The organism is Methanocorpusculum sp. GPch4 (genome assembly GCF_012062385.1).
Lineage (GTDB): Archaea > Halobacteriota > Methanomicrobia > Methanomicrobiales > Methanocorpusculaceae > Methanocorpusculum > Methanocorpusculum parvum.
In genome coordinates this window covers 1-23,812 of the sequence record NZ_SIJA01000079.1, presented here as the reverse complement: position 1 = coordinate 23,812, position 23,812 = coordinate 1, and the positions used below count along the sequence as shown (strand labels likewise).

29 protein-coding genes and 1 tRNA gene are annotated in these 23,812 nt (G+C 51.2%); 20 read left to right on the top strand and 10 right to left on the bottom strand.

Annotation, left to right across the window (positions count from 1 at the left end):
• The first annotated feature begins 148 nt into the window (after positions 1-148).
• The 4 genes from EYA77_RS07940 (at position 149) to EYA77_RS07925 (ending at position 3,970) form a co-directional block, all read left to right on the top strand.
• A complete protein-coding gene (locus EYA77_RS07940) occupies positions 149-421 on the top strand; it encodes a hypothetical protein (protein WP_167816384.1) in 273 nt (90 codons plus the stop codon).
• Complete coding sequence (gene ablA / locus EYA77_RS07935; protein WP_167816383.1) at positions 418-1,779, top strand: lysine 2,3-aminomutase; 1,362 nt, start codon at positions 418-420, stop codon at positions 1,777-1,779. Before EYA77_RS07940 ends, ablA begins: the two co-directional genes overlap by 4 nt.
• Complete coding sequence (gene ablB / locus EYA77_RS07930) at positions 1,742-2,605, top strand: putative beta-lysine N-acetyltransferase (protein WP_052319879.1); 864 nt, start codon at positions 1,742-1,744, stop codon at positions 2,603-2,605. Before ablA ends, ablB begins: the two co-directional genes overlap by 38 nt.
• 258 nt (positions 2,606-2,863) lie before the next feature.
• Positions 2,864-3,970: a KamA family radical SAM protein gene (locus tag EYA77_RS07925; RefSeq protein WP_042696437.1), complete on the top strand. Its 1,107-nt coding sequence runs from the start codon at positions 2,864-2,866 to the stop codon at positions 3,968-3,970.
• A 462-nt stretch (positions 3,971-4,432) separates the two neighbouring features.
• Here EYA77_RS07925 and EYA77_RS07920 read toward each other — a convergent pair whose 3' ends face one another.
• From EYA77_RS07920 to EYA77_RS07905, 4 genes are read right to left on the bottom strand one after another with little or no spacing between them, the layout of a single operon-like run.
• Positions 4,433-4,873, bottom strand: coding sequence for a DUF134 domain-containing protein (locus EYA77_RS07920; protein WP_280841935.1), 441 nt, complete (start codon positions 4,871-4,873; stop codon positions 4,433-4,435).
• Positions 4,860-5,741 (bottom strand): ATP-binding protein, encoded by an 882-nt coding sequence (locus tag EYA77_RS07915; protein WP_042696439.1) that lies wholly within the window; start codon positions 5,739-5,741, stop codon positions 4,860-4,862. Before EYA77_RS07915 ends, EYA77_RS07920 begins: the two co-directional genes overlap by 14 nt.
• On the bottom strand, positions 5,738-6,589 hold the full coding sequence (locus EYA77_RS07910; RefSeq protein WP_042696441.1) for an ATP-binding protein: 852 nt from the start codon (positions 6,587-6,589) through the stop codon (positions 5,738-5,740). The genes EYA77_RS07915 and EYA77_RS07910 overlap by 4 nt, the downstream gene beginning before the upstream one ends.
• Before the next feature lie 56 nt (positions 6,590-6,645).
• Complete coding sequence (locus EYA77_RS07905) at positions 6,646-6,981, bottom strand: NifB/NifX family molybdenum-iron cluster-binding protein (RefSeq protein WP_011832716.1); 336 nt, start codon at positions 6,979-6,981, stop codon at positions 6,646-6,648.
• 118 nt (positions 6,982-7,099) lie between these two features.
• Here EYA77_RS07905 and EYA77_RS07900 point away from each other — a divergent pair, with 118 nt between their 5' ends.
• The 4 genes from EYA77_RS07900 (at position 7,100) to EYA77_RS07885 (ending at position 10,723) form a co-directional block, all read left to right on the top strand.
• A complete protein-coding gene (locus tag EYA77_RS07900; RefSeq protein ID WP_095642358.1) occupies positions 7,100-7,849 on the top strand; it encodes a DUF364 domain-containing protein in 750 nt (249 codons plus the stop codon).
• Positions 7,850-7,862: 13 nt separating this feature from the next.
• Positions 7,863-8,414, top strand: coding sequence for a tRNA (N6-threonylcarbamoyladenosine(37)-N6)-methyltransferase TrmO (gene tsaA / locus EYA77_RS07895; RefSeq protein WP_209315037.1), 552 nt, complete (start codon positions 7,863-7,865; stop codon positions 8,412-8,414).
• 138 nt (positions 8,415-8,552) lie between these two features.
• Entirely contained in the window at positions 8,553-9,512 is a 960-nt protein-coding gene (locus EYA77_RS07890; protein WP_167816382.1) for a radical SAM protein, read from the top strand.
• Positions 9,513-9,676: 164 nt separating this feature from the next.
• On the top strand, positions 9,677-10,723 hold the full coding sequence (locus EYA77_RS07885; protein WP_167816381.1) for a DUF3089 domain-containing protein: 1,047 nt from the start codon (positions 9,677-9,679) through the stop codon (positions 10,721-10,723).
• Between the two features lie 124 nt (positions 10,724-10,847).
• Here EYA77_RS07885 and EYA77_RS07880 read toward each other — a convergent pair whose 3' ends face one another.
• From EYA77_RS07880 to EYA77_RS07870, 3 genes are all read right to left on the bottom strand, one after another.
• Positions 10,848-11,711, bottom strand: coding sequence for a mechanosensitive ion channel family protein (locus EYA77_RS07880; protein ID WP_167816380.1), 864 nt, complete (start codon positions 11,709-11,711; stop codon positions 10,848-10,850).
• A gap of 2 nt (positions 11,712-11,713) precedes the next feature.
• On the bottom strand, positions 11,714-12,751 hold the full coding sequence (locus EYA77_RS07875) for a hypothetical protein (RefSeq protein WP_167816379.1): 1,038 nt from the start codon (positions 12,749-12,751) through the stop codon (positions 11,714-11,716).
• Positions 12,752-12,962: 211 nt separating this feature from the next.
• Positions 12,963-13,047: transfer RNA gene (locus EYA77_RS07870), tRNA-Leu, on the bottom strand.
• Positions 13,048-13,177: 130 nt separating this feature from the next.
• On the opposite strand from EYA77_RS07870, the gene EYA77_RS07865 reads away from it, so the two are divergent.
• The 5 genes from EYA77_RS07865 (at position 13,178) to EYA77_RS07845 (ending at position 16,124) form a co-directional block, all read left to right on the top strand.
• On the top strand, positions 13,178-13,678 hold the full coding sequence (locus EYA77_RS07865; protein ID WP_042696453.1) for a regulator of amino acid metabolism, contains ACT domain protein: 501 nt from the start codon (positions 13,178-13,180) through the stop codon (positions 13,676-13,678).
• Positions 13,679-13,735: 57 nt separating this feature from the next.
• The gene (locus EYA77_RS07860; RefSeq protein WP_011832702.1) at positions 13,736-13,969 is read left to right on the top strand and encodes an LSM domain-containing protein; all 234 of its coding nucleotides are present in this window, start codon (positions 13,736-13,738) and stop codon (positions 13,967-13,969) included.
• A 2-nt stretch (positions 13,970-13,971) separates the two neighbouring features.
• Entirely contained in the window at positions 13,972-14,334 is a 363-nt protein-coding gene (locus EYA77_RS07855) for a MarR family transcriptional regulator (protein WP_095642352.1), read from the top strand.
• 67 nt (positions 14,335-14,401) lie between these two features.
• Positions 14,402-15,892, top strand: coding sequence for a methanogenesis marker 14 protein (locus EYA77_RS07850; protein ID WP_042696458.1), 1,491 nt, complete (start codon positions 14,402-14,404; stop codon positions 15,890-15,892).
• A gap of 1 nt (position 15,893) precedes the next feature.
• Positions 15,894-16,124, top strand: coding sequence for a hypothetical protein (locus tag EYA77_RS07845; protein ID WP_042696460.1), 231 nt, complete (start codon positions 15,894-15,896; stop codon positions 16,122-16,124).
• 61 nt (positions 16,125-16,185) lie between these two features.
• Here EYA77_RS07845 and yciH read toward each other — a convergent pair whose 3' ends face one another.
• From yciH to tes, 3 genes are all read right to left on the bottom strand, one after another.
• Positions 16,186-16,491, bottom strand: coding sequence for a stress response translation initiation inhibitor YciH (gene yciH / locus EYA77_RS07840; protein WP_167816378.1), 306 nt, complete (start codon positions 16,489-16,491; stop codon positions 16,186-16,188).
• A gap of 70 nt (positions 16,492-16,561) precedes the next feature.
• Positions 16,562-17,206 (bottom strand): DUF2115 domain-containing protein, encoded by a 645-nt coding sequence (locus EYA77_RS07835; RefSeq protein WP_095642350.1) that lies wholly within the window; start codon positions 17,204-17,206, stop codon positions 16,562-16,564.
• A 9-nt stretch (positions 17,207-17,215) separates the two neighbouring features.
• A complete protein-coding gene (tes, locus tag EYA77_RS07830; RefSeq protein WP_095642349.1) occupies positions 17,216-18,691 on the bottom strand; it encodes a tetraether lipid synthase Tes in 1,476 nt (491 codons plus the stop codon).
• A gap of 126 nt (positions 18,692-18,817) precedes the next feature.
• Here tes and EYA77_RS07825 point away from each other — a divergent pair, with 126 nt between their 5' ends.
• The 7 genes from EYA77_RS07825 (at position 18,818) to EYA77_RS07790 (ending at position 23,353) form a co-directional block, all read left to right on the top strand.
• Positions 18,818-19,348 carry a CDP-2,3-bis-(O-geranylgeranyl)-sn-glycerol synthase gene (locus EYA77_RS07825; protein WP_245241232.1) on the top strand — a complete coding sequence of 177 codons (531 nt, stop codon included), beginning with the start codon at positions 18,818-18,820 and terminating at the stop codon, positions 19,346-19,348.
• The gene (pyrE, locus tag EYA77_RS07820) at positions 19,342-19,851 is read left to right on the top strand and encodes an orotate phosphoribosyltransferase (RefSeq protein WP_095642348.1); all 510 of its coding nucleotides are present in this window, start codon (positions 19,342-19,344) and stop codon (positions 19,849-19,851) included. Before EYA77_RS07825 ends, pyrE begins: the two co-directional genes overlap by 7 nt.
• 49 nt (positions 19,852-19,900) lie before the next feature.
• On the top strand, positions 19,901-20,245 hold the full coding sequence (locus tag EYA77_RS07815; protein ID WP_209315036.1) for a DUF3796 domain-containing protein: 345 nt from the start codon (positions 19,901-19,903) through the stop codon (positions 20,243-20,245).
• Positions 20,245-20,442 carry a helix-turn-helix transcriptional regulator gene (locus EYA77_RS07810; RefSeq protein WP_042696467.1) on the top strand — a complete coding sequence of 66 codons (198 nt, stop codon included), beginning with the start codon at positions 20,245-20,247 and terminating at the stop codon, positions 20,440-20,442. Before EYA77_RS07815 ends, EYA77_RS07810 begins: the two co-directional genes overlap by 1 nt.
• Positions 20,443-20,608: 166 nt before the next feature.
• Positions 20,609-21,901: a phosphoribosylamine--glycine ligase gene (purD, locus tag EYA77_RS07800; RefSeq protein ID WP_167816376.1), complete on the top strand. Its 1,293-nt coding sequence runs from the start codon at positions 20,609-20,611 to the stop codon at positions 21,899-21,901.
• The gene (argF, locus tag EYA77_RS07795) at positions 21,898-22,815 is read left to right on the top strand and encodes an ornithine carbamoyltransferase (protein WP_095642345.1); all 918 of its coding nucleotides are present in this window, start codon (positions 21,898-21,900) and stop codon (positions 22,813-22,815) included. Before purD ends, argF begins: the two co-directional genes overlap by 4 nt.
• Position 22,816: 1 nt before the next feature.
• The gene (locus tag EYA77_RS07790) at positions 22,817-23,353 is read left to right on the top strand and encodes an aldolase (protein ID WP_167816375.1); all 537 of its coding nucleotides are present in this window, start codon (positions 22,817-22,819) and stop codon (positions 23,351-23,353) included.
• Positions 23,354-23,812 lie beyond the last annotated feature (459 nt).

Sequence of the window (23,812 nt, the reverse complement as noted above, 5' to 3'; positions counted from 1 at the left end):
GGATATCTGTGACGAAAGAGCTGCCAGAATACAGTTTTGTTTTTATTCAGAACTCAATTTCAAGCTATTTTTACATTCCACTTAATTATAATCGAATTAGGGCAAAAGGTTTATAGCGTGAGCCCAAAGTTAAAGTGTTCACCGGACTGTGAAGCCGTATGCCGGTGATTTTTGGTATTTCAATACGGTTCTGGTTTTCACAGACCGATTTTTACCACGTTTTAGTGGATATGAACACCGCTTTGAGGAGAAAAAAATGCATTCATTGTACATTACATCATTTGTCAGGCTTAGTAATGAGCCAGAGCCTGATCTGCATGGAAACGAACTGAGAATAGATCCTGTCGCCGAGTGGGTGATGGATCATCATTATGAATTAAGTGACTCCGGACCGATTTGGACGGGGGAGGCAGGTAAATGACACTGCCGCCAGAGTCCGCGGACAAAACCGCATGCGGGAGTGCGGCGATAAATGAGGCAGGATCCTTTCCCGAGGGAGGATATGCCGGCATAGATACACGAGAATACTGGAAAAACTGGAAATGGCAGGTCCGCCATGCGATCAGAAGCATCGACACGGTCCAGCAGGTCCTGGGGATCACATTTGACCCGGAAGAACGCAGTCAACTCCAAAAAACCGTCGATAAGTTTCCTCTCTGTATTACACCGTACTACCTCTCTCTTATTGACACTGAGGATTATCGAAACGATCCGATCTTCCGGCAGGCATTTCCCTCCCCTGCAGAACTCATCGTGGAAAATTATGAACTCAGCGACCCTCTCTCCGAGGACAAAGACAGTCCATGCGAGTGTATTACCCACAGATATCCTGACCGGGTCCTTTTTCTTATCAGTAATACCTGTGCCATGTACTGCAGACACTGCACAAGGAAACGAAAAGTCGGCGACTTAGACTCGATTCCTGACCGTGAAAAAATTCAGGAGGGTATAGCCTACATACGGGAGAATTCCCATATCCGTGACGTGCTTCTCTCCGGAGGTGATCCGTTAATGCTGAGTGATGAGGTTTTGGACTGGATACTGACCGAACTTAGCGCTATCCCGCATGTTGAGGTGATACGTATCGGGACGAGAGTCCCGGTGGTCCTGCCGTTTAGGATCACCGATGAGCTGGTACGTATGCTGAAAAAGCATCACCCGATCTGGATCAACACGCAGTTCAATCATCCAAAAGAGATGACGAACTCGGCACAATCAGCCATTGCCAAACTTGCCGATGCCGGTATTCCGCTTGGAAACCAGTCGGTTCTTCTTGCACGGATAAATGACTGCCCGATCATCATGAAAGAACTCGTCCATCAGCTGGTGAAGAACCGGATACGCCCGTATTATCTTTATCAGTGTGATCTTTCTGAAGGAATCAGTCATTTCAGGACCCCCATATCCAAAGGGATCGAGATCATGGAGAGTCTGACCGGACATACCAGCGGATTTGCCGTTCCGCGCTATGTGGTCGATGCGCCTGGAGGCGGAGGGAAGATCCCGGTTTCCCCAAATTACCTACTGACCTGGTCGGTGAACAAAGTCGTGCTCCGAAATTATGAAGGGATAATCTGCACCTATCAGGAACCTGCACACTATGATCGGATCCTTTGCGATGAAAACTGTGATGCCTGCAAACTCCAGCTGGACATCGAACATGCCGATGAATCCAAGGTCGTCGGGGTCGCGAGACTTCTCGCCGATTATGACGAGACGACGACCCTGATTCCGGAGAATAATGAACGGATTGAAAGGAGAGATGATGAAAGCCTCTGACTCAGTTATGAAGTATGGAAACAGCATACTCCAACACGGTCGATTCAATAACCGCATATATATCATGACACTTGCAGAAAATGATCTCCCGGGAATCATCGGATTTGCTGACGATCTGGCCAAGCGTGAAAATTACACCAAAATATTCGGGAAAGTGCCCGCATCATCGGCGGATATGTTTGCCAGTGCCGGTTACGTCGTCGAAGCATCCATCCCCTCCTTTTTTCAGGGTAAAGAAGAGGCGGTATTTATGGCCAAGTACTTTGATCCCGAGCGAAGAAAAACAGCAAATGCAACGGAACTTACCGAGATACGTGCAGCAGCGCTGGAACATACCGGACGAAAGGAAAGGGGATCTCTGCCTAATGGGTTCACCCTTCGGCCGGCACGAACAGAAGATACCGAGAAACTCGCAGATCTGTTCCGTAAAGTCTTCCCCACCTATCCCTTTCCCATCTCCGATCCGGAGTACATCAGAACCAACATGCAGGATAACGTACGCTATTTTTTGATAAAAGAGGGAGACAAAATTGCAGCTGCATCATCCTGTGAGGTCGATAAAGAGAGTCTGACGGCGGAGATGACGGATTTTGCAGTTGACCCTCATTACAGAGGGCGCAGTTTTGCAGGGATCCTTCTTGAAGAGATGGAAAAGACAATGAGAAGAGAAGGAATCATCACCGCATATACTATTGCCAGATCGGCCTCACTCCCTATGAACGCTGTTTTTGCTGGTGCAGGATACCGTTTCGGCGGGATGCTGCCAAACAACACCAACATCAGCGGATCGATAGAGAGCATGAACACCTGGTACAAAAAACTTTAGACCATATCTCCGAAATTCTCCCAATTTTTTGCAGATATAACCACATATCTGAAAACATTCAACCAAATTTCAGCAGGTTTCCCCATATAAAGATAAAAATACGGAAAGGGTTTATATGATAATGACCAAGAGAAAAGTGTTTAAAGAATTGTGCATCAGGTCACTAAGATCTTCTGTTTAACGGCAATGTGACCGGTCTTTTTGCACAGATTAAGTTTGCCCCCTTTGGGCAGATTACCCCAGCAAACGAGGGATACAATGAAACCAAAGTACATTACATCGATTTCTGCGCTTGACAATCTTGTCGGGCTTGCTCCTAAAGAACGGGAGATGATGGAGAGAGTGACCGACGTGTTCCCGTTTCGGGCAAACGACTATTACCTGTCCCTGATCGACTGGAAAGACCGGAGGGACCCGATCAAAGCTATCATCGTTCCCGATCCCCGTGAACTTGAATCCGGCGGATCAGATGACCCTTCCTGTGAAAAAGATTATACCAAAAAACCCGGCCTGCAGCATAAATACGATCAGACCGGCCTTCTGCTTTTGACCGATGTCTGCGGCGGCATCTGCCGTTTTTGTTTTCGAAAACGCCTTTTTATGTCCTGCGAACGCGAGACCGTGAGAGACGTATCCGAAAATCTTGAGTATATCCGGGAACACAAGGAGATCACCAATGTCCTTCTGACCGGCGGGGATCCCCTGACGCTGGACACCCGGCATCTCGAATCCGTTCTCCGTGAACTCCGCGAGATCCCGCACGTGAACATCATCCGGATCGGGAGTAAAATGCTGGCATACGATCCATACCGTATCCTCAATGATCCGGAACTCCTGTTCGTTCTCTCCCGGTACAGCACGCCGGAGAAGCGCATCTATCTGATGGCGCACTTCAACCACCCAAACGAGATCACGGAGGTGTCGATCGAGGCCGCAGAAGCTCTGCAGAAATCCGGCGTTATTGTTGTCAACCAGACGCCCATCCTGAACGGGATCAACAGTGATCCGGAAACGCTGACGACACTGTTTCGAAAACTCTCCTTTGCAGGGATCTCACCCTACTATGTCTTCCAGTGCAGACCTGCAACCGGCAACGGTCTGTTCCAGCTTCCGGTCGAGACCTCATATGATATCCTGCAGGAGTCCTGGAAAAACTGCTCCGGCCTTGCAAAACGGGCACGGCTCATCATGTCCCATTCGACCGGAAAAGTCGAGGTGGTTGGGAAGGATGATGAGAATGTCTTCATGAGGTATCATCAGGCAGCAGATGATGATGATATCGGGAAGTTCATGACGTTTCCAACAAACCCAAAGGCCGAATGGTTCGATGATTATCTTGCAGGACAAAAACCTGTAAAGAACTAAGCAAACCCTTTTTTTACAAAAGTTTCAATAGAGTTCGGCGCTGTTCGATTAAAAAATCCTTACCGCACAGACAAATACGTCTTTGACAGGTAGGATAAATGGTATTAAAAAAAGGGATTAATCCCTGCGGCAGCCTCTGCCGCCGCCGAATCTTCGTCCGTTCCCACAGCCGCACGGAATACCGCCACGACCGGCACCATAGAAAGGTGCCTTCGCTGCAGACTGAGTCTGATATTCTCCCGGCTTCACTGCACCGCAAAGTGCCTGTTCCATTGACATGACACCTTCTGTCTGTCCGGTTCCCCGGCATTTCCCAAAGCCCCGTCCAGTCATTGACCCCATTGCTCGGGGTCCTGTTCCATCTAATCCTGGCATAAAATTTCTTCCCTGATGCTGTTTACAGCACCATATGTACTCATATGCGTAAAAATAAATAAAGATATTTATTGCGGCAAATATGGTTCAGGCATCAGGTCGGGAATCATCCGTCTGATCGGACACGCCGGAGGGACGGGGGCAAACCCCCCCGTCCGTCTTCGGACACATGGTCAGATTCAGCTTTGGGCATGCACCGTTCCCCCGATCCGAACACTCCTTCATCACGATCACTTTTCCATGAATTATGGCATCGGCCATTTTACGCCGCCCTTCATGTACATCACGCCAGATGGTTTTTCTGGAGACACCGATACGAAGCGCTGCCTCCTCCTGATCAAGCTGCTGGATATCGATCAGGTCAAGCGCGGCAATCTCCTCAGGGAAGAGATACACCACTTCAGTGTTTTCATGGATATTACACTGGGGAGCATAACACCGGCCATGTATCGAATCATACATCCCCCGATTTCTCCGCGGGCGGCCTCTTCTTCCCCGGCACTCATCATTTTCATTACCGGGCGGCAAGATTTACCAACTCCTTTTCAAGGGTATCCGCTATCCCGCAGATCGAGAGAGACGCAGGACCTTGACCTTGATCCGTTACCGGAACACCGGCACGAACGGCTGATATCACTGCCGGATCAAAGGGAATCTTCCCAATAAGTGGGATTGACTCCTCAAGACAGTAAGCCTCGGTCTCCTCCGTCTTCGTTACATCAAGATCATACCGGTTGATAACGACAAAGATCTTCACCCGGAACTGCCGGCAGACGGTGATGACCCGTTTCATATCATGAAGACCCGACACGCTCGGTTCGGTGACCACGATCACGGCGTTCATACCGCTCACCGACGAGATCAAAGGACATCCGGTCCCGGGCGGTCCGTCAACGAGGAACTTCTCGGCATCCCCGTCCTCCTGTAAGGCGGTTTTTTTCACTGCATGGACGAGAAGGCCGGAGTTCCCTGCACCCGGTACGAGACGTGCATGGACCAGATGACCCCGATCGACCTCCGAATACATGATCACGCCCGTCTGTCTGGGCTGCATTGTCACGGCATCAGCAGGACAGACGAGCGTACAGACCGCACACCCCTCACACCGCGAAGGATTGATCTGGTAGGCTCCGTCATCTATCTCAACAGCATCAAAACGACAGTGCTCACGACACGCCCCGCACTCTGTACAGAGATCTGGGTCGATCACCGCCGCCTTCATTCCCATGAACGGATCCGTTCTGATCAGCCGGGGGGAGAGAACAAGCGAAAGATTGGCAGCATCCACATCACAATCCGCAAGCACGAGAGATCCTTTCAGAAGACAGGAAAGGGCCGCGGTTATCATCGTCTTTCCTGTGCCTCCCTTTCCGCTGACAACAGCTATCCTGATCATGACTTTGCCTCCATAAGCGATTCAGCCTTGGAAAAGACCAAACGAAACGCCTTCTGCCACTCGGGATATGCCCGGCAGAGCAGATCGCCCCTGCTTTGAACGGCAGCGATCTCACGGCTGAACGGGATCGTCAGCAGAACAGGAAGATCCTGCTGTTCACAGAACCTGAGTGTCTCCTCATCCTTTCCGTCACTCCGGTTGATGATAACTGCCGCCGGGATCCCGAGACGTTTTGTCACATCAACCGCAAGTTCGAGATCATGCAGGCCAAACGGCGTTGACTCGGTAACAAGGATACAGGCATCGCATCCTTCAAGAGCCTCGACAACCGGACAGGATGTTCCAGGAGCCGTGTCCAGAATAACGAGAGGATCCGATTCAGCCTCAAGTTTTACCGCGTGGATAATGGGCACGGCGAGTGGGCTGCCCGAATCCAGCGTGCCAGTCACCAGCTTCAGGCCGGGAAGCGGCGTGGAGACAGAGAGCGTTCCGATCCGTTTTGGTACTTCATGGATCGCATGCTCCGGACACAGAAGAGTGCATCCGCCGCAGGAATGGCAGAGATCAGCAAAAAAAAGAATTTTTTTCGGCAGTACGGAGATAGCGCCGTACCGGCAGAACTCTCCGCACTTTCCACAATAGGTACAGACAGATTCATCGATCACCGGTATCGGCAGCGTTACGTCACGCGGTGTGGTTTTGGAAGGAAAGAAAAGATGAAGATTAGGTTCCTCCACATCACAATCAACGAGACTGACCAAGCGATCCGATGCAAGGGTGAAGGCAAGATTAGCGGCCGTCATACTCTTCCCGGTCCCCCCTTTTCCACTGGCTATTGCTAATTTCATACTCTTACTCATTATTATGTAATGAATTGATAATCAATCTCATCGGTCTGCGGGCGTTATTTCACCCGATCAAGCGTGTTCTTTTTGAACGCGTCCAGAGCATCGCTTACCGTTCCGCCAGCTTGATAGACAAACTGTTCTACACCAGCCATATCTAAAACGGCCTTTGCATTTCCCCCTAAAAGACCACTGATGAGAGCTCCGGCCTGATGTTCTATGATCAAGTTGGCGGCTTTTGGACCCACACCGCCGGATCCGTCGGCAAACGGATTTACAACTGCTTCAAACGATCCTGTTTCAGTGTCTGCGATAATGAAATACGGAGCCCGGCCAAACCTGTTTTCGACTTTGGACTCGAGTAGTGCACCCTGTGCTGTAATACATACTTTCATGATAGATATAACCTCAATATTATTTTACACATATGCGCACAAGTAATTTAAACTATCGTATCGTAATCATACTGCCCTCTGCAGAGAGAAAAACTCTGCATGCAAAGGAACGGATCACATGAGCAAAAACAGTATTATTGAAGATCTGCTTGCAGATCTGCCGGAAAAACCAGTACCCGTCCGATCCGTCTGTATCGGAGCGCACTGGACAGCCGTCTGCAGTACACACTGCGGCCTTGCTGCAACGATTATCGGCGAGGAGGTCCACGACCACACAATCGTTGTCCGCGATGCGGGACATCTTCATGAGAAAAGTGCTCAGGAGCTGGCCGGATACGCTCTCTCGAAAAATCCCCTGGAAGCAGGAATCGGCGTTGCCGCCATCAACTCGCTTCTGGAAGTGAATGAACAAAATGCGGCGGAGATAAACGCGGCGGATCTGCTGATGGAAAAAGGCGCAGGAAAAACGGTAGCGCTTGTCGGGCATTTTCCGTTTATTCAAAAACTCCGGGAACGCGTCGGAAACCTTCAGGTCCTTGAGATACACCCCGGGGAAGATGAGTATCCTAAAGAGGCAGCTGCTGAGATCATTCCTCGTGCAGATGTCGTAGGGATCACCGGGAGTTCTCTGGTAAATCATACGATGGACGGCCTCCTGGACCTTTGTGATCCGAATGCTCTGGTCATTGTTCTGGGTCCGACGACGCCGCTTTCTCCGGTTATGTTTGAGCATGGGGCGGATATTATCGCAGGATCCCGTGTCATCGACGGGAAAAGTGTTCTCGCCGCTGTCGGACAGGGAGCGTCATTCAAACAGATCACAGGAGTGAAACTGCTGGCCTTTACAAACCCCGAAAAACGCATATAATCTAAAAAATAAAATGAAAGCAGACACTATGGATAAAACCGCGAACAAAGATGAGGAGGAGATGGGTTCTACCGTATGCCAGGCGGATTCATTCAGATACACGCCGATAGGGATCGTTCGGTCACCCTTTACCGATACAGCAGGGATGCCGATCCAGCCGGCCGGAGCAAAAGGCGTGCGCGGGACCATCGCTCTGCGTCCTGATCTGACAGCCGGCCTTGCCGATCTGAAAGGATTCTCCCACATAATCCTCATCTATGCATTTCACAGATCGAAAGGATACTCCCTCGAAGTCACGCCGTTTCTGGACACTGCCCGGCACGGTGTTTTTGCAACACGCGCGCCGAAACGCCCGAATGCGATCGGAATCTCGATCGTCAGACTGATCGCGGTCGAGGAAAACGTCCTGATAATAGAGAATGTCGATCTTCTTGACGGAACACCTCTGCTGGATATAAAACCCTATGTGCCGGCATTCGATGCGTTTTCCGATGCAAAAGCAGGATGGCTCGATCAGACCGCCGGTAACGCAGGGTCGGCCAGGGCTGATGAACGATTCAGATAAATGAACGCTGCAGGTGATAGACAAAACGATGAGACAAACTATCAGCACGACCCTCAAAAAATTCTATTATTATCTTTTAGCACTAAATGAGATACCAATGACGAAAAACGCCCCTTGGCACAGATACGGGGGATTGAAATGACAGAAAACCATATCTTCGGGCCGGTCATGTCCCGCAGACTCGGAAGGTCACTTGGGATCGATCTTCTGCCCTTCAAGACCTGTTCATATGACTGTGTCTACTGTGAATGCGGAGCGACCACCCATATCACGACAAAAAGGGCCGAGTTTTTTCCAACTGAAGAGGTGATCTCCCAGCTGGATACAGTCCTCAGAGAAAGACCTACTTTGGATTACATAACATTTGCCGGATCCGGTGAACCGACCCTCTCCCTCTCGATCGGACGGATCATCAGACACCTGAAAACTGCCTATCCTGAATATAAAGTCGCCGTTCTCACGAACGGGAGCCTGCTGGGGAATAAGGAGGTCGCTGCGGATTTATCCCAGGCGGATCTGGTTATCCCTACCCTGACCAGCACATCGCAGGAAACGTTTGAAAAAATCCATCGCCCAGATACCTGCCTCTTAATAAAAACGATCATCAGTGACATACTGGAGTTTCGAAAGGAATTCCATGGTGAGATCTGGCTGGAGATCTTCCTCATACCGGATCTGAACACCAGCTTAGAAGAACTGGCATCACTTCGAGACGTTATAGATAAAATCCAACCTGCACGCATCCAGCTGAACACGCTCGACCGGCCGGCGGCAGAGGACTGGGTCACGGCCCCGGATCCGGACGAGCTGGAAAATATCAGGAAATACTTTGCCGAACTCAAGATCCCTGTAGATGTGGCAGGAGTCTGCTGTGAGCAGCCCGATGTCTGCAGAGCCGGAGAAAGCACGCATGAACAGATCCTGAAAACTCTCCGCATCCGGCCTTCGACGGTCGAAGATCTCGCATCCATGACCGGATTACATCATCATGAAGTGGCCAAATACCTCTCCGGCCTTCTTGAAGAGGGAACGGTCCATATCCAGAGGGGAAAAAGAGGCGTGTTCTACTTTGCCGGACCGAATACAGACCGGAAATAAAAATAACACTCTCACCTTTTTTTACGTATTTTTCATAAAAATCAGCAGATACGCTAAGACGAAGATGATAAATCATAGATCAAGACTCTGAAAACAAAAGAATGCGAGGTAATAGCTACCCCAAATCAAAAATAATATGCATTTCTTGGACATATAAACAGATTATGACCGTAAACCAAGGAGGAAAACTCACACTGGATGATTTGCGAGGCCGGGAGTTAGGAATTCCGAGAACACTGCCTGCCTTTGATCCGGATACGGATGTCCCCGCCTCTCCGAATTATACAAATCCCGACAGCTGGCTTGTAATGCCCGCACACTTCAGCAGGGAAAAACAGCCGGTCGATGTGTTCTGGGTGTATCCTACCATTCTCTCCGACAATGTGACCTATCTGATGGATATCAGCAATGCGGCATTACGGGAGAAAGCGCACTGGACACTCGTGGAACAGGCCAGCATATTCGACGGGCAGGCAAATATTTACGCACCGTTTTACCGGCAGAACAATGTAAAAATAAATCCTTTGATGCTGACCGAGGCAAAACCTATCTTTGATCTGGGACAGCAGGACCTCATCCGTGCATTTGACTATTTTCTGAAACATTTCAACAAAGGCGAACGCCCCATTATTCTCGCGGCCCACAGTCAGGGATCGGTCAGGGTCGTTGAACTCTCAAAAGCAGGAGAGCTCCTGACCGGCGATGCAGGATCCCTGAAGAGACTTGTAGCGGCGTATGTTATCGGGTATTCGATCACACCGTCGGATCTCGAACAAAATCCCCTGATGAAAATCTGTGAATCTGCAACGGAAACGGAATGTTTTATCACATATAATACGATATCCGATGCAGATGACAAGGAAAAGGAGGGGCCAACGATCATTCCCGGAACGTTTGTGGTAAATCCTCTGAGTTGGACAACCGATACCACGTTTGTACCTGCTTCGGAAAATATAGAAGCAGTGTTCTTTAAACATGAGCATCCAAAAAATCCGGACAGATACCCGAACTTTGCAGCAGCTCAAATCATACACAACGCGTTGGTGATAACGAATATTTCCAATCCGGAAGAATTACCGGCGACCAGTGTCACCTTCCCGGAAGGTGTCTACCACATGTACGACTATGCGGTCTTTTACGGGAACCTCAGAAAGAATGTGGGTGATCGGATCCGTTCGTATCTGGAGAAGGATAACGTCACAGGAAAATGAAATAACCCGTCTCCTTTTTTCTGACAGCTGATGGACAGCAGTATTTTTGAGTACGGTCGTTATCAGATGGGGGACTGGATGCCGAGTTTTGTGAAATGGTTATGACGACTGCCTGAAAATCAAATTATGCCGCAGCTTCACCCGGCAGATGACCCTGATCCCCCGCAGCGGGAACAAACGACGGCGGCCGGATCCCTGCTATTCTGAACTCCGACCACGCCCGCCGGGTAACTTCCGATTTAAACTCGAACTCGAGCCGGAGATCATTGACATACCCCTTTGCCCGGACACGCATGTAGAACGGGAAATCCTCAAGAAGCACGGTATAAGTATATTTTTTCGAGATGATCACATATTTTGATGTGACCAACGCTTCTTTAAGGATCTTCATAGCCATCTCTGCATCGGATTCCGGATGGATATAGAGATCGATGACTATCATCATAGCAAGATCCCCCGCATTCCCGCTGGTCACCGGCTGACTGAATACCGTAACATTCGGGATCGAGACCTGTTCATCATCAGGGGTCTGCAAACGGGTAGAACGGATCCCGATGTTTTTCACCTCCCCATACGTACCTCCGATGGATACCTTGTCGCCGATCTGGTAGGGTTTTTCAAAGATGATGACGATCCCCCCGATGATATCGGCAAAAACATCCTTCAAACCAAAACCGACAGCAGCGCCGAAGAGACCCGAAAAGGCGATCAATTGGGTCAGCGAAGGCTCGATAACGGCAATTATGATGTAATAAAGGGCGGTCACCGAAACGATAAGCTTCAGAAGCGGGATCACCATGGTCACCGTGGTCCGGTGCCAGCCCATCCGTTCCGAGATATGGGTCAGAACAAAACCGAGCAGCCGGTTCAGGACATAAGCAAAGACGATGATGAATACAATATAGAGAACAAGATTCAGGTCGAGGGTCTTAAACGGGAGTTCGGTGACGACACCCGTTGTAACATTTGTAAGCAGCGTATCAGCCATGATCACCACAGTCTCCTGGTCTTTTTCAGGTACTCGGCAACCGGCTCAAGTGCAAACGCCGGAATACTGTAATACCCGTCATCATTCCTCACAAGCCCCTCACAGACAAGACGGTAGAGCACACGCCGGATATCCATCTCCGACCCGACGATCGCGATCAGATCATCCTCCTGCAGGGATTTCATCGACAAAATGATCGTGAGGATGAATGATTCACTGGTATCGAGATTGATGGAATAGACGGTCTCGGTGATAGCATTCAGCGAAATAACATTATCTTCCAGGCTCGCCTCCCACAGATGGACGGCCACACCCGGATTTCCCCGGGAGATCCTGTTGATCTTTTCAAATATCAAGTCCTCAATGGATATCTGGATGCGTTTTTTTCTGGGAAGCCGGCGAAGCATGAGAGTAAAGTTCAGTTTTATCCAGGGAATTGATACTTCAGCACCCTTCAGCGGCAAACGGACCTGTTTATGGACCAGAGAGAAAAACATCGAGCGCTCAGCAACCCCGTCGTTGATAAACCGGATCTCCCCGGGCTTATACCTGGACATGATCACCTGTTTGAGATCGGGCGCGTCCATCCTCGCAAGAACGATAACGGTCGAGAAATATGCCTCGATGTTCATCACTGCCGAAAGATACTGCCAGCTGTACATATTCCATGTCGTGATAAAGAGTTTCTTTGAAGAGATCAGGGCAAGCAAAAATGCATCAAGCACATCGAAACCGCCGATCCTCCGCGTTGCAAGCAGACGGCAGTTGTCTATCAGGATAATATCCCCCGGACTGGCAGAAAAATCCGGGAGGGAGGAGGGTGACATCACGAACTTCAGCGGAAGATAGGTGACCCTTTCGCCGTAAAGGCGCCGGATCTCATTGGCGATCGTTGTCCTGCCGCCAAGCGGTTCGGAAACGATCGCTATGTGCGCCGGCACCCCGTCCCCAAACCGTTCAACGGCCTCATTGATTTCCTGGAGCTCTTTCTCAAGGCCGATAACGGGTCTGTCGGAAACCTCCTTCGGATTTTCTGCCATGGCTCTTTTGTTCCTGGTAATAAGGTATCCGGCGAAGTATTAAAGGATATGCAGAAACCTGACAACCAATCGCGGTTTCTTTTATGAAAATGTCAAAGAAAAACAGCTGGAAGAAATAGTCGAAGATGGAAATCTGACGGAGGTAAACCTCCGAACAAAAATGTACAAAACGAATCAAAAGAAATCTGAATGCAAAAACATCACATCCATATGCGAGGGATGGGATTCGAACCCAAGAACTACTACTAGACTAGCCCCTCAAGCTAGCGCCGTTGACCTGGCTTGGCTACCCTCGCACTGTGCGACCTATACATGTGGGTCAGTCAAGTAAATAAATCTGCTGGATTTACACAGAGATCCGGGTCACCTCTGTACAAAAATCCAGGGAAGCGTATATATGTATTCCGTGATAGACACAAAGATACAATGTGGCGGAAAATACTTGATCAGTTCCAGGACTCCCCCTCGCAGCAGAGAGTCGTCCGTTTTCTTCTTGAAAACGGGTTTGGCGTCTCTCCCGAAGGAAAAACCATAGTAAACGGCATAGAAATATCGGCATCCGCCCTTTCCCGAGTCATAAAAGTCGACAGGCGGGTCGTGGACGCCACCCTTCGCCGGATCATCGAAATCGATGAACTGCAGTCCCTCTTTTCCCGTCTGCGCGTCACCCCCGACCTGACGGACGTTGCCAAAAACCTCGGCCTTTCCGTGATCACCATCCTCCCGAACAATGCCGGCGACAAAAACATCGTCTCCTCGGCAGTTGACGTCCTTGCCTCCTACGACCTCACGCTCCGGCAGATCTTCGTCACCGACCCCTACGTGGTCGAAACACCGCGCCTTGTCATCATAATCGACGGCGTGATCCCGGCAGAAGCGATTCAGAAACTCCGCAGCCTTCCGACCGTAAGATCCCTGATCCTTTAGGCATGCCTTGTCACAAAAGAACAGATTAATTACGTCATATAACTAACACTTAGAGATATGGTATCCAGCATTGTCCTTCCGATAAAAAAAGTCAACTCGCTCGTTGACTCAAAAATTTCCGTGGAGATAAAAGATGAAGGATGTAAATTCGAGGGCCGGCTCGTCGCAATGGACGAGTATCTCAACCTTCACCTCGAAGAGACCGTCGAGATCACCGCAAACGGCCGAAGAAACATCGGCACCGTCGTCATCCGCGGAAACAACATCCTCACCATCTCTCCGCTGAACTGAATATGTCCAGAGAAACTGAACTAAACGAAGCGGACGAAAAAACATTTGCCTATCTCAAAGAGCATCCCAAAGGTGTTCTGCAGAGTGACCTCTGGAAAGCTATCGAGGTGGACAGCCGCACATGTTCGCGCATCCTCAAAAAACTTGAGGATGCAGGCCTTATAGCCCGGGAAGAAACCAAAAAGGACGGGACACGAACGTATCTCATTACCGTTGTCCACACCTCCCAGGCTGTCGACCCCAGCCTTCTGATGGCAGGAGACTGCATCGTTCCGTGTGTAGCCTGTGATGAGGAGTGTACCGTCGAACACTGCAAAATGCTTGAAGACTGGATCTATGAACTGGTCTTCGACGAACTTGAATAACCCTCTTTTTTACCCAGCCAATCAATAACGAAACCTATTTCCCCATTGCATACAGATTCAGTGTATTATGTCGGCAGGTTTTTTTGACCGGTTCGCTGCAAAGAAACCCTGGATCGTTGAGAGTGTACCGCCGCCCTCGACAGGTCACGGGGCAGGAATGCAGGTGCCCGAATACAAGTCCAATCCTTATTTCATCGTCGCATCCGTAGAGATGGGAAACACCACCACCAAATGCATCCTGACAGGTACGAACCTTGATACCGGAAAATCCTATATCATCAACAAAACCGTTTCCATGAGCAGGGACGTTCGAAAACCAAAAAACGGAGAAGAAGTCTTTGGAGCCACCCTTGACGGAACGGAACTCACACGGGAATCCGTCACCGAACTTGTCAAAGACACGCTGATCAAATGCCACAAAGATGCAGATCTGAGCATCAAGGATGAACTCGACTTCGTTGTCAGAAGTACAGGCGTCGTTGCCGCAATGGACTCGCCCGATCAGGTCGGCGAGTTCGTCAAGGCACTCGCAAACGGATGCCTGCTCGCCGGCGTCCCGCCAAAAAAGATGACCCCCCCGATGGGGATCAACAGCCTGCCGAAAAAACTCAGAGACTTTTCCTATGCCGACCGGCTCGTTTTCACCGGAGCAATCGCCGGCGTAATGCCCCCGATCGGATCCACCGGTGTCGAGATGGTCGCAAACGAGATGGAGGGGGAACTCGCAATGGCAGGAATAAAAGAGGGCGCCAAATGGACAGGCGTCGACTTCAGAAACCCCTGCATCTCCATGGACTTTGGAACAACGCTTGACGGCCGTATCACCAGCGATGTCGATTCCAAAGCGGAAAATCCGTTTGCAAAAACCATCGGAAACTTCTGCGGCCTCGCCGGCGCCATACCAGATGCGATCATCAGAGGAACAGGTCTCGTCGATAAAAAGAAAGGAACCGCGCTCGACCTGTTCGGCGAAAAATGCAAACCCTCCTCGACCCGTGCTACGAAAAAAGCACTGCCCTACGTCGAACGCTGCATGGAGATCATCGACGTCACCGAAGTTCCGCGTGACCGCACGCATTTCGGAAAAGTTCCCGTCTGCGCCGATGTCGCCGAAGATTCGGGCATCGTTTTGATAGGCGTCGATATCGGCGTGAACGGTGATCGGACAGCCGACCTGGAATCCATCGGAGCCGACATTGCCAAAAACGAAAATAAGGAGGTCGTCCGGGAAGTGAGCGACCGGGTCTGTGCAAACGTCGCGCTCAAGATCATCGACCTCTGTATCAAACGAAATTTCCTCCCGAAAAACAGCTCGATCGGATTCACCGGCCGTGCGATCATCTCCGGAAACAAACCCCAGTACATCCTTGAAGGCGTGATAGAGCGCGGCATCTATGACGATGCTGTCGATCACCTCGTCTTCGTCGACGACGGACTCGCCCGCGGAGCAGCGCTGATGGGACGGTGTATGAACAGTATCGGCAATCCAAAATGCCCGATCGGCGGGGTCCGGGGCGGACATTGTATAATGGCAAAACGCCAAAAGATAGGTAAGTAATATGGCAGACGAAGAATTTGATTTAGTTATCCCCCCGGGCACTCCAAGAACGGTCATTCGCGACGCGGCGCTGAAATTCAACGTCGAACTTGTCAGAGTCACCCGCCCGCTGAACTATGCCAACATGGTCAACGACGAACGTGAACTCCTGGCATTCCGGGGCAGCAAAGAAGAGATCGAAAAAGTAAATGAGTTCCTGTATCAGAAGATCAAGGAATTCATCGAAAGCTAACTATTTTTTTTAAGGCCGTTTCTCTACAGAAAAAAGAGCGGATGAAAAATATTGGATATGGTTAATTGATATTTTCGAGACTGTATCCGCGTGACGTCAGAAGAGTTTTTACTCTGTCACGATGATTTCCCTGAAGCTCAATAGAGTTTTCCTTCACGGTGCCTCCGCATGCAAGCCGGCCTTTGAGAAACTTGGACAGATCCTCTAAATCGATCTCGTACGGATCGAGACCGTCGACAACCGTCACTTCTTTGCCGTACCGTCTCTTGCTGACTTTAACACTTATACGCTGCTGTTCTTTTGCGACTTCTTCACAAATACAGAGTTCCTTTGGTAAACCACATTTCGGGCAGATGCCACTGTTCATTGCAGTAGTTAGTTGGTGCCGTCTGGTTAAAATATATATGGTTGACCGGGCAGAAGCCGGTCAAGGAAAGTTATCCTTTAAAATTATAAAAATAATTATTGAGTTTCTCTTTTTTTGTCACAATATCACGCTCGGATTTCGACAAAAGAAGATCGCGTTCCCTGCTTTGGATCGCGGGACAGAATTTACAGAATGCATCATCGATATCATTCCAGACAGCGCGGACCGGGCAGTAATACTCCCCGTCATACAGTTCAACGGAAAACCCGCCGGGAAACGGCATACCGACCGGGTGAACCGGCTCTTCCCTGATGTAAACCGTGTAGGCGGCGATCAGATATTTGAGAGAGCGAAGCCGGTCACCGGGCGTTCCTTTCGATGCCGCCGCCTTTGCATCCGCCGTGAACTTCTTCCATGAAGAAGCAAGGGGAACGGCCCCCCGGATCTCGCTCAGCTCATCGGTCATCATCCGGTGATACCCGTCGACGATCTGGATCCGGGCATAATACAGCAGAGAATCGCCGTAGTCTTTGGGCACATTCTCAAGCTTTTTTGCATAACGGTTAAGCATCAGCTCCAGATCTTCCGGAGAATACAGCTGACCTTTTTCTTTCAGAGCAGAAAGCAGTGCGCCTTTTCGTGAAATACGGGAAAGCTCATCCCAGGAAAAAAGTGTTCCCGAGGGGGAGACACCCTCACGGTTCCAAAACCCCATCAGCCCACCTTACTCGTTCAACGGCTTTGCGCCCTTCTTCCAGACCTCTTCCCGATACGTCGGCCCGCTGTTATATGTACAGAACGGAATCAGTCTGCCGTCCGGCGTCGCATAATGGATACAGCACCGGGAAACACGGTCGGTGTCATAGTTGAAGGCGTCCATGAAATGCATCGTCCCGATAAAGAGCGCTTTTTCATGGAACTTGCCAAGCGACTCGTAATCATGTTTGACGAGAGCATCGTAGATCAGTTTCTTCAGATCGATCCTGATCCCCTCGACCTCTTCTTTTGTAAGAGCCTTGTTGATCCTGCCAAGACCCGACGCCATCGCCAGATACTTCCCGGTCTTGCCGGCGGTCTTGAACTTCTCCGCCATCAGATTTGCCTCGGCAAAGAACTTATCCACATCGACAAACCGCGTGATCGGGACGATATCCCCGTCATCGTTGATAAATCCGTAGGTGGCCGCCCCGCAGTGAGGATGGGCGCAGAACATGATCTGGGGCTTTCCGGTATATGCCTCGATCAGATCACAGATCGTCATTACCGACGGGATCGGATAGAAATCGGAAGACTTCAGCTGCCCGCCCATCTGTTCCTCGACACACCGGGTGATATCAGGGATCGTGACCCGTTCACGCTGCACATCATCCGCTTTTGCCGCGCCGGTGAAAGCGACGGGCTGGAAGTTGATCCCGCGGACGATATCGACATTCTTCGCGGCAAACTGGATGATGCCCCCGATCTCATGATCGTTCTGCCCGTGAATGATCGTCGGGACAAGCACTACGCCCAGACCGGCTTTCCGGCAGTTCTCGATCGCCGGAAGACTGGTCTTTTCCAGAAGAGGGTTCGTCTCTTTGGAAATACCGTCAAAGTGGAGATACACCGTCGAAAGTCCTGCCTGACGAAGCGTCTTTGCCAGCTCGGGATTCTGGGCAAGCTTGACCCCGTTTGAAGCCATCTGCACCTGACTGAATCCAAGTTCCCTGGCTTTTTTGATGAGCTCCGCCAGGTCATCTCGCATCGTCGGCTCTCCGCCGGAAAACTGAACTGCCGGACACGGGACCGGTTTTTCGTTCCTGAGAAGCGCCAGCATCGAGGCGATCTCATCGAAGGTCGGTTCATACACATACCCGCATGCTTTTGCATTGGCAAAACAGAACTCGCACTTCAGATTGCATCGGTTCGTCACGTCGATATTTGCAAGAAGCGTGCCGGATTTATGATTCGCACACAGCCCGCAGCGGGTCGTACACTCGCCGGAAAGCGTCACATTCGGGTTTTCGACGCCTCTGCCGACGCGGTCATACGTGTCAAACCTCCGGTACATCGCAGCATCCGACCAGTAGAGGGTCTCTGCATACCCGTGTTCAGGACAGGTCCGGCATATCCATATTGCGCCGTCCTTTTCAGTAATCTCCGCGTCAAGCAATTTACCACAGACGGGGCACAGGCTTTTGGTTTTCTTTACGAGCGTCATGGTTAACTCCCTTGAAATAGAAGTATTATACTAATTCGCGTGTAACTATAAAAGAATGAGAGTGAGAGTTTGAGTATGGAACTTCTGATGACAGCCGCAATGGCATGCCTCTGGGCAGTCTGGATCATGATCCCGGCCTACATTCCAAATCCTGCCGCCGCTTTACTCGGCGGAGGAACGCCGGTAGACTTCGGCAGATGTGCAAAAGACGGACGCCGGATCCTCGGCGACGGAAAAACATGGCGCGGACTGATCGGCGGTATTATTGTCGGTATCATCTTCGGTCTTGTCCAGATATTTCTGGTTGACTGCTTCCAGCTGGATTTCCTGCCGAAACACACCCTTGTAACCATCTGCTCCCTGGCTGCCGGCGCTCTTCTCGGCGACATGATCAAGAGCTACTTCAAGCGCAGGATGGGAAAGGACCGGGGAGCCAAATGGCCGATCGCCGACATGTATGACATGGTCGTCGGATCCCTTGTTCTGATGACGCTCGCTCTGCTCGTGACCGGAAACATCGGCTGGTTTGCCGAGAACTTCGACTCGGCCGGATTCTTCATCGCGACCTTAATTGCGATCCTCATACTGTCACCTCTATTACATAGAGGAACAAATATTATCGGATACTTACTCGGATTAAAGGACGTACCATGGTAAACAGAATATTAGATCTTCTGGTTCAGTATAAGGCAGTGGAGTTTGGGGATTTCACCCTCGCGTCCGGTGCCCAAAGCAGGTATTACATCGATGTGAAAACAGCGATCATGCAGCCGAAACTGCTTCAAGAGATCGCCGCGGAGGTCGCTGCTTCCTTCGAGTTCGAGTGCATCGCAGGAGTGGCCGTCGGAGGAGTCCCGCTCGCCGTAGCAGTATCTCTGGCAGCAGACAAACCCTGCGCCGTTATCCGGGCGGCAGCAAAAGACCATGGGAAAAATGAAATGATCATCGGAAACGTCAAAGGAAAACGCGTCCTTTTGATCGAAGACGTCACGACCTCAGGCGGTTCCTCAAAGTACGGCGTTGATGAACTCAGAAAAGCCGGCGCTCTGATCGATACGGTCATCACCGTAGTCGACCGGGAAGGCGGGGCAGAAAAACTGCTCGCAGCAGACGGAGTCACGCTCCATTCCCTCGTCAAAGCAAGCGAACTCCTCGCATAACTTTTTTCAAGTGACATATTTATAACATATTGTGACAAATACATCACAGATGAATATGATCGCACTGATGGGACTTATCGGGTTCCTCGGCTTTCTCGGATTCTATACCGGGAATTTTGGATACTTCGGATTCTTTGGATTCTTTGTGTTCTTCACTTATGCCCTGAAAAAATACGACGAACTCTTTGACACCTATGTAAAAAAAGCCGCAACGACCGCATTTTTTACCTCGGTCGTCTTGTTCTGCGCAGCCCTTTGTGCAGTCGTCCTGCTCGGCGATCCTGCCCTGATCCCGACCCTGTTCACTCTGGTGTTCGTCTTTTCGGTCATGGTATTTATTCTCCGTCTGATCATCTATGAAATGGCGGAAAACGTCAGATCCCGGGAGGAGTGATGCAGACAAAGATCCGCGAATGCCGGCAGAAACTCGCAATGACCCAGGGAGAACTCGCAGAACGCGCAGGCGTCCGCAGAGAAACGATCGTCCATCTGGAAAAAGGCAAATACAATCCCTCGCTCAAACTCGGCTTCACACTGGCAAAGATCCTCAAGATCCCGGTCGAGGAGCTGTTCTCCTTCGAAGACGAATGAACCTGCAGACATGACACCTGGATCGATATCCGGCCATCCCGGCCGGAAAATGGCGGCAGGGCGAACAGATTTCCTTGCCGGAGAGCAGAATCAGGTCTGCAGACACGCAGGAAATCCCGTGTTCGTGGAAACATTATTTGACTGTTGACGCGCCATAGATAAGGATATGAAAATACTAGTGGCCGGAGGTGGCGGAAGGGAACACGCCATCTGCTTAGCACTCACCAAAAATGCGAACGTCGAACTCTACTCCGTCATGGGTAAAAAGAACCCCGGCATCGCCAAAATAGCCAGGGAAACCCTCATCCACGCAGAAACGGATGTTCCGGCAGTACGAGCCTTCGCCAAAGAACACAATATCCAATACGCCTTCATCGGCCCCGAAGCTCCGCTGGAAGCAGGTCTTGCCGACGCCCTCACCAAAGAAGGCATCGGCTGCGTTGGTCCGGTCAAAGCAGCCGCCAGGATCGAAACCGACAAAGGCTTCTGCCGCGAACTCATGAATAAGCACGGAATCGACGGCTGCCCGGCCTACAAACTCTGCAAAACCCCGGAGGAAGCCGCCGCATTTATCCGGCAATATCCCGGCGACCTCGCCGTCAAACCCACCGGCCTTACCGGCGGAAAAGGTGTCAAAGTCATGGGCGAACAGGTCGACCGTGAAGGCGCCGTCGAATATGCCATGACCCTGAAAGATCAGGTCATCATCCTCGAAGAACGTCTTCTCGGCGAAGAGTTCACCTTAATGGCATTCACCGACGGCAAAACCCTCGTTCCCATGCCGCTCGTTCAGGATCACAAACGGGCATTCGAAGGAGACGTCGGCCCAAACACCGGCGGAATGGGCTCCTACTCGCTCGAAGACCACACGTTCCCCTTCGTCACCGAGACCGACTACGCCCGTGCCCTTTCGATCATGCAGGCAACCGTCAACGCCCTCGCAAAAGAGGGCAGCCCCTACAAAGGCATCCTCTACGGTCAGTTCATGAACACAAAAACCGGCCCCAAAGTCATCGAGTTCAACGCCCGGTTCGGCGACCCCGAAGCAATGAACGTCCTGACCATCCTCAACTCCGACCTCTTCACCATCGCAGAACACATCATCAGCGGCACGCTTTCAGCAGAGGACGTCTCCTTTGAAAAGAAAGCCACGGTCTGCAAATATCTCGTGCCGACCGGCTACCCTGACAAACCCCATGCAGGCGACGTTATCACCCCGGGTCCGGCGGAAAATACCATCCTCTACTACGCAAACGTTGAATTGGAAAACAGCGTTCTGAAAACACTCACCTCCCGGACCATGGCCTACGTCGGCGTCGGCGCCGGTCTTGCCGAAGCGGAAAAATATGCGGAAGCGGCCTGCAGAAACGTCACCGGAAACGTCAGATACCGAAGCGACATCGGAACCGAGACCCTGTTTGCAAAACGCATCGCCCACATGAAGGAACTTCGCTCATGAAAAAAGACTTTCTTTCGATCACCGACCTCTCCGCCGAAGAGTATGAAGACATACTCACCCTCGCCGCCCGGCTCAAACGCCAGCGGTATGCCGGCGTTCCCCACCCCCTCCTCGCCGGAAAAACCCTGGCAATGATCTTTGAAAAGGCGTCCACCCGGACCCGGATGTCGTTTGACGTCGGCATGTACGACCTGGGAGGCTATGCGCTCTACCTCAACGCCAAAGAGACCCAGCTCGGCCGGGGAGAAACCGTCGCCGATACGGCACGCGTTATGTCCCGGTATGTTCACGGGGCGATCATGCGGACCTACAAACACGAAACCATCACCGAGTTCGCGAAATACGCATCCATCCCCGTCATAAACGCTCTCTCCGACAAGGAACACCCCTGTCAGATCATGGCCGATTCACTCACCCTCAAGGAAAAGTTCGGCGACTTAGACGGGCTGAAGATCGCGTGGATAGGCGATGGAAACAATGTCTGCAATTCGCTCATCATGGCCTCCGTCCAAACCGGTATGGAGATCGCGGTCGGAACGCCGAAAGGCTACGAACCCGATCCGGCAGCGGTGAAATTCGCCAAAGAAAACGGCGGCAAAGTCACCGTCTACGACGACCCTGTGCGGGCCGTGACCGATGCCCATGCAATTTATACCGACACCTGGATATCTATGGGCGAAGAGGACATCAAAGAGTCCAAACTCAAAGACTTCGTCGGCTATCAGCTCGACACCGCGCTGCTGAACAAGGCAGCCTCGGACGCTCTCGTTCTCCACTGCCTGCCGGCACACCGGGGCGAAGAGATCACCGATGAAGTCATCGACTCCATGCAGAGCGGGGTCTGGGATCAGGCGGAGAACCGCCTGCATGCCCAGAAAGCCATTCTCGTCCGGCTGATGAGCCTGGGACACTGAAATGCGGGCAGATTTCACCCGTATCGGGAAAAGGCTGTTTCTGGAACATCTGGTCGGCGGCAACTTCGGGAATATGAGTGTCAGGGCCAATGAAGGATACTTTATCACAAAAACCGGCTCATATCTGGACGCCGACCCGGAACAGATCGTCCTGATGCCCTTAAACGGCCGGGTCACGCCGAGCGCCTCCAGCGAATGGCGGGTGCATACCGCGGTCTACAATGCCTCACAACATCAGGCGATCGTCCACGCCCACCCGCCGTATGCGGTGGCCCTCTCCCTTCTTGGCGATGCCGAGATCACGACCATTGACAGCGAAGGAAAACTGCTTGCCCCGACGATCCAGGTCGTTGACGGACCCTGCGGATCACAGCAGCTTGCCGACGTCGTGGCAAAAGGCCTCACATCTGCAAACATCGTCATCGCCAAAGGACACGGGACCTTTGCGGGCGGCAAAGACCTCGACCAGGCATATCTCTACACCTCGCTCGCGGAACACTGCTGCAAAGTCCTGCATCTGACGAAAACCTACAGATAATTTCTTATTTTTCTATTTCCATTAGAACTTACGCGCTGTTCTCTCAACTAAATGGCTAACTTAGTTATGGGATGTACTTCGATTTCGTGTACCGTATTTGTTTAGATACCTGAGATTATTTAACCGCGAATCTCCGCGAATCTTCGCGAATCTTCGCGAATCGCATTTTCCTTACGCTGTCTTCTTGTCCTCGTCGTTTCACTCCTCGGCCGCGTTCCTACGCTTCGCCTCATCGGCTCCGCGTGGACGGAACGCCAGCGTGGAAAGTCCACGAGCTGAAAGCTCGTGAGACGTCTCAAGAGCCTTTGGCTCTTGGACAAATGCTGGAAAACCCGCGTCGCGGGTTTTCTCCTGATTAAAAACCAATCTGCATAATTATTACAAAGATTTGAGAATCTTTAAAGAAAACCCGCGACGCGGGTTTTCCAGCATTTTTCGTTCCGCCGTCCCGGCCACGCG

Bases quoted from the DNA above. Each gene is read 5' to 3' on its own strand.
- EYA77_RS07890 (WP_167816382.1), top strand. From the start codon at position 8,553: ATGACAGAAAACCATATCTTCGGGCCGGTCATGTCCCGCAGACTCGGA.
- ablA (WP_167816383.1), top strand. From the start codon at position 418: ATGACACTGCCGCCAGAGTCCGCGGACAAAACCGCATGCGGGAGTGCG.
- purD (WP_167816376.1), top strand. From the start codon at position 20,609: ATGAAAATACTAGTGGCCGGAGGTGGCGGAAGGGAACACGCCATCTGC.
- EYA77_RS07875 (WP_167816379.1), bottom strand. From the start codon at position 12,751: ATGGCAGAAAATCCGAAGGAGGTTTCCGACAGACCCGTTATCGGCCTT.
- EYA77_RS07860 (WP_011832702.1), top strand. From the start codon at position 13,736: ATGGTATCCAGCATTGTCCTTCCGATAAAAAAAGTCAACTCGCTCGTT.
- EYA77_RS07925 (WP_042696437.1), top strand. From the start codon at position 2,864: ATGAAACCAAAGTACATTACATCGATTTCTGCGCTTGACAATCTTGTC.
- yciH (WP_167816378.1), bottom strand. From the start codon at position 16,491: ATGAACAGTGGCATCTGCCCGAAATGTGGTTTACCAAAGGAACTCTGT.
- pyrE (WP_095642348.1), top strand. From the start codon at position 19,342: ATGGTAAACAGAATATTAGATCTTCTGGTTCAGTATAAGGCAGTGGAG.
- EYA77_RS07905 (WP_011832716.1), bottom strand. From the start codon at position 6,981: ATGAAAGTATGTATTACAGCACAGGGTGCACTACTCGAGTCCAAAGTC.
- EYA77_RS07790 (WP_167816375.1), top strand. From the start codon at position 22,817: ATGCGGGCAGATTTCACCCGTATCGGGAAAAGGCTGTTTCTGGAACAT.
- EYA77_RS07900 (WP_095642358.1), top strand. From the start codon at position 7,100: ATGAGCAAAAACAGTATTATTGAAGATCTGCTTGCAGATCTGCCGGAA.
- EYA77_RS07915 (WP_042696439.1), bottom strand. From the start codon at position 5,741: ATGATCAGGATAGCTGTTGTCAGCGGAAAGGGAGGCACAGGAAAGACG.
- EYA77_RS07880 (WP_167816380.1), bottom strand. From the start codon at position 11,711: ATGGCTGATACGCTGCTTACAAATGTTACAACGGGTGTCGTCACCGAA.
- EYA77_RS07865 (WP_042696453.1), top strand. From the start codon at position 13,178: ATGTGGCGGAAAATACTTGATCAGTTCCAGGACTCCCCCTCGCAGCAG.
- EYA77_RS07845 (WP_042696460.1), top strand. From the start codon at position 15,894: ATGGCAGACGAAGAATTTGATTTAGTTATCCCCCCGGGCACTCCAAGA.
- EYA77_RS07835 (WP_095642350.1), bottom strand. From the start codon at position 17,206: ATGGGGTTTTGGAACCGTGAGGGTGTCTCCCCCTCGGGAACACTTTTT.
- ablB (WP_052319879.1), top strand. From the start codon at position 1,742: ATGAACGGATTGAAAGGAGAGATGATGAAAGCCTCTGACTCAGTTATG.
- EYA77_RS07910 (WP_042696441.1), bottom strand. From the start codon at position 6,589: ATGAAATTAGCAATAGCCAGTGGAAAAGGGGGGACCGGGAAGAGTATG.
- EYA77_RS07850 (WP_042696458.1), top strand. From the start codon at position 14,402: ATGTCGGCAGGTTTTTTTGACCGGTTCGCTGCAAAGAAACCCTGGATC.
- EYA77_RS07825 (WP_245241232.1), top strand. From the start codon at position 18,818: ATGATCCCGGCCTACATTCCAAATCCTGCCGCCGCTTTACTCGGCGGA.
- tes (WP_095642349.1), bottom strand. From the start codon at position 18,691: ATGACGCTCGTAAAGAAAACCAAAAGCCTGTGCCCCGTCTGTGGTAAA.
- EYA77_RS07885 (WP_167816381.1), top strand. From the start codon at position 9,677: ATGACCGTAAACCAAGGAGGAAAACTCACACTGGATGATTTGCGAGGC.
- tsaA (WP_209315037.1), top strand. From the start codon at position 7,863: ATGAAAGCAGACACTATGGATAAAACCGCGAACAAAGATGAGGAGGAG.
- EYA77_RS07810 (WP_042696467.1), top strand. From the start codon at position 20,245: ATGCAGACAAAGATCCGCGAATGCCGGCAGAAACTCGCAATGACCCAG.
- EYA77_RS07855 (WP_095642352.1), top strand. From the start codon at position 13,972: ATGTCCAGAGAAACTGAACTAAACGAAGCGGACGAAAAAACATTTGCC.
- EYA77_RS07815 (WP_209315036.1), top strand. From the start codon at position 19,901: ATGAATATGATCGCACTGATGGGACTTATCGGGTTCCTCGGCTTTCTC.
- argF (WP_095642345.1), top strand. From the start codon at position 21,898: ATGAAAAAAGACTTTCTTTCGATCACCGACCTCTCCGCCGAAGAGTAT.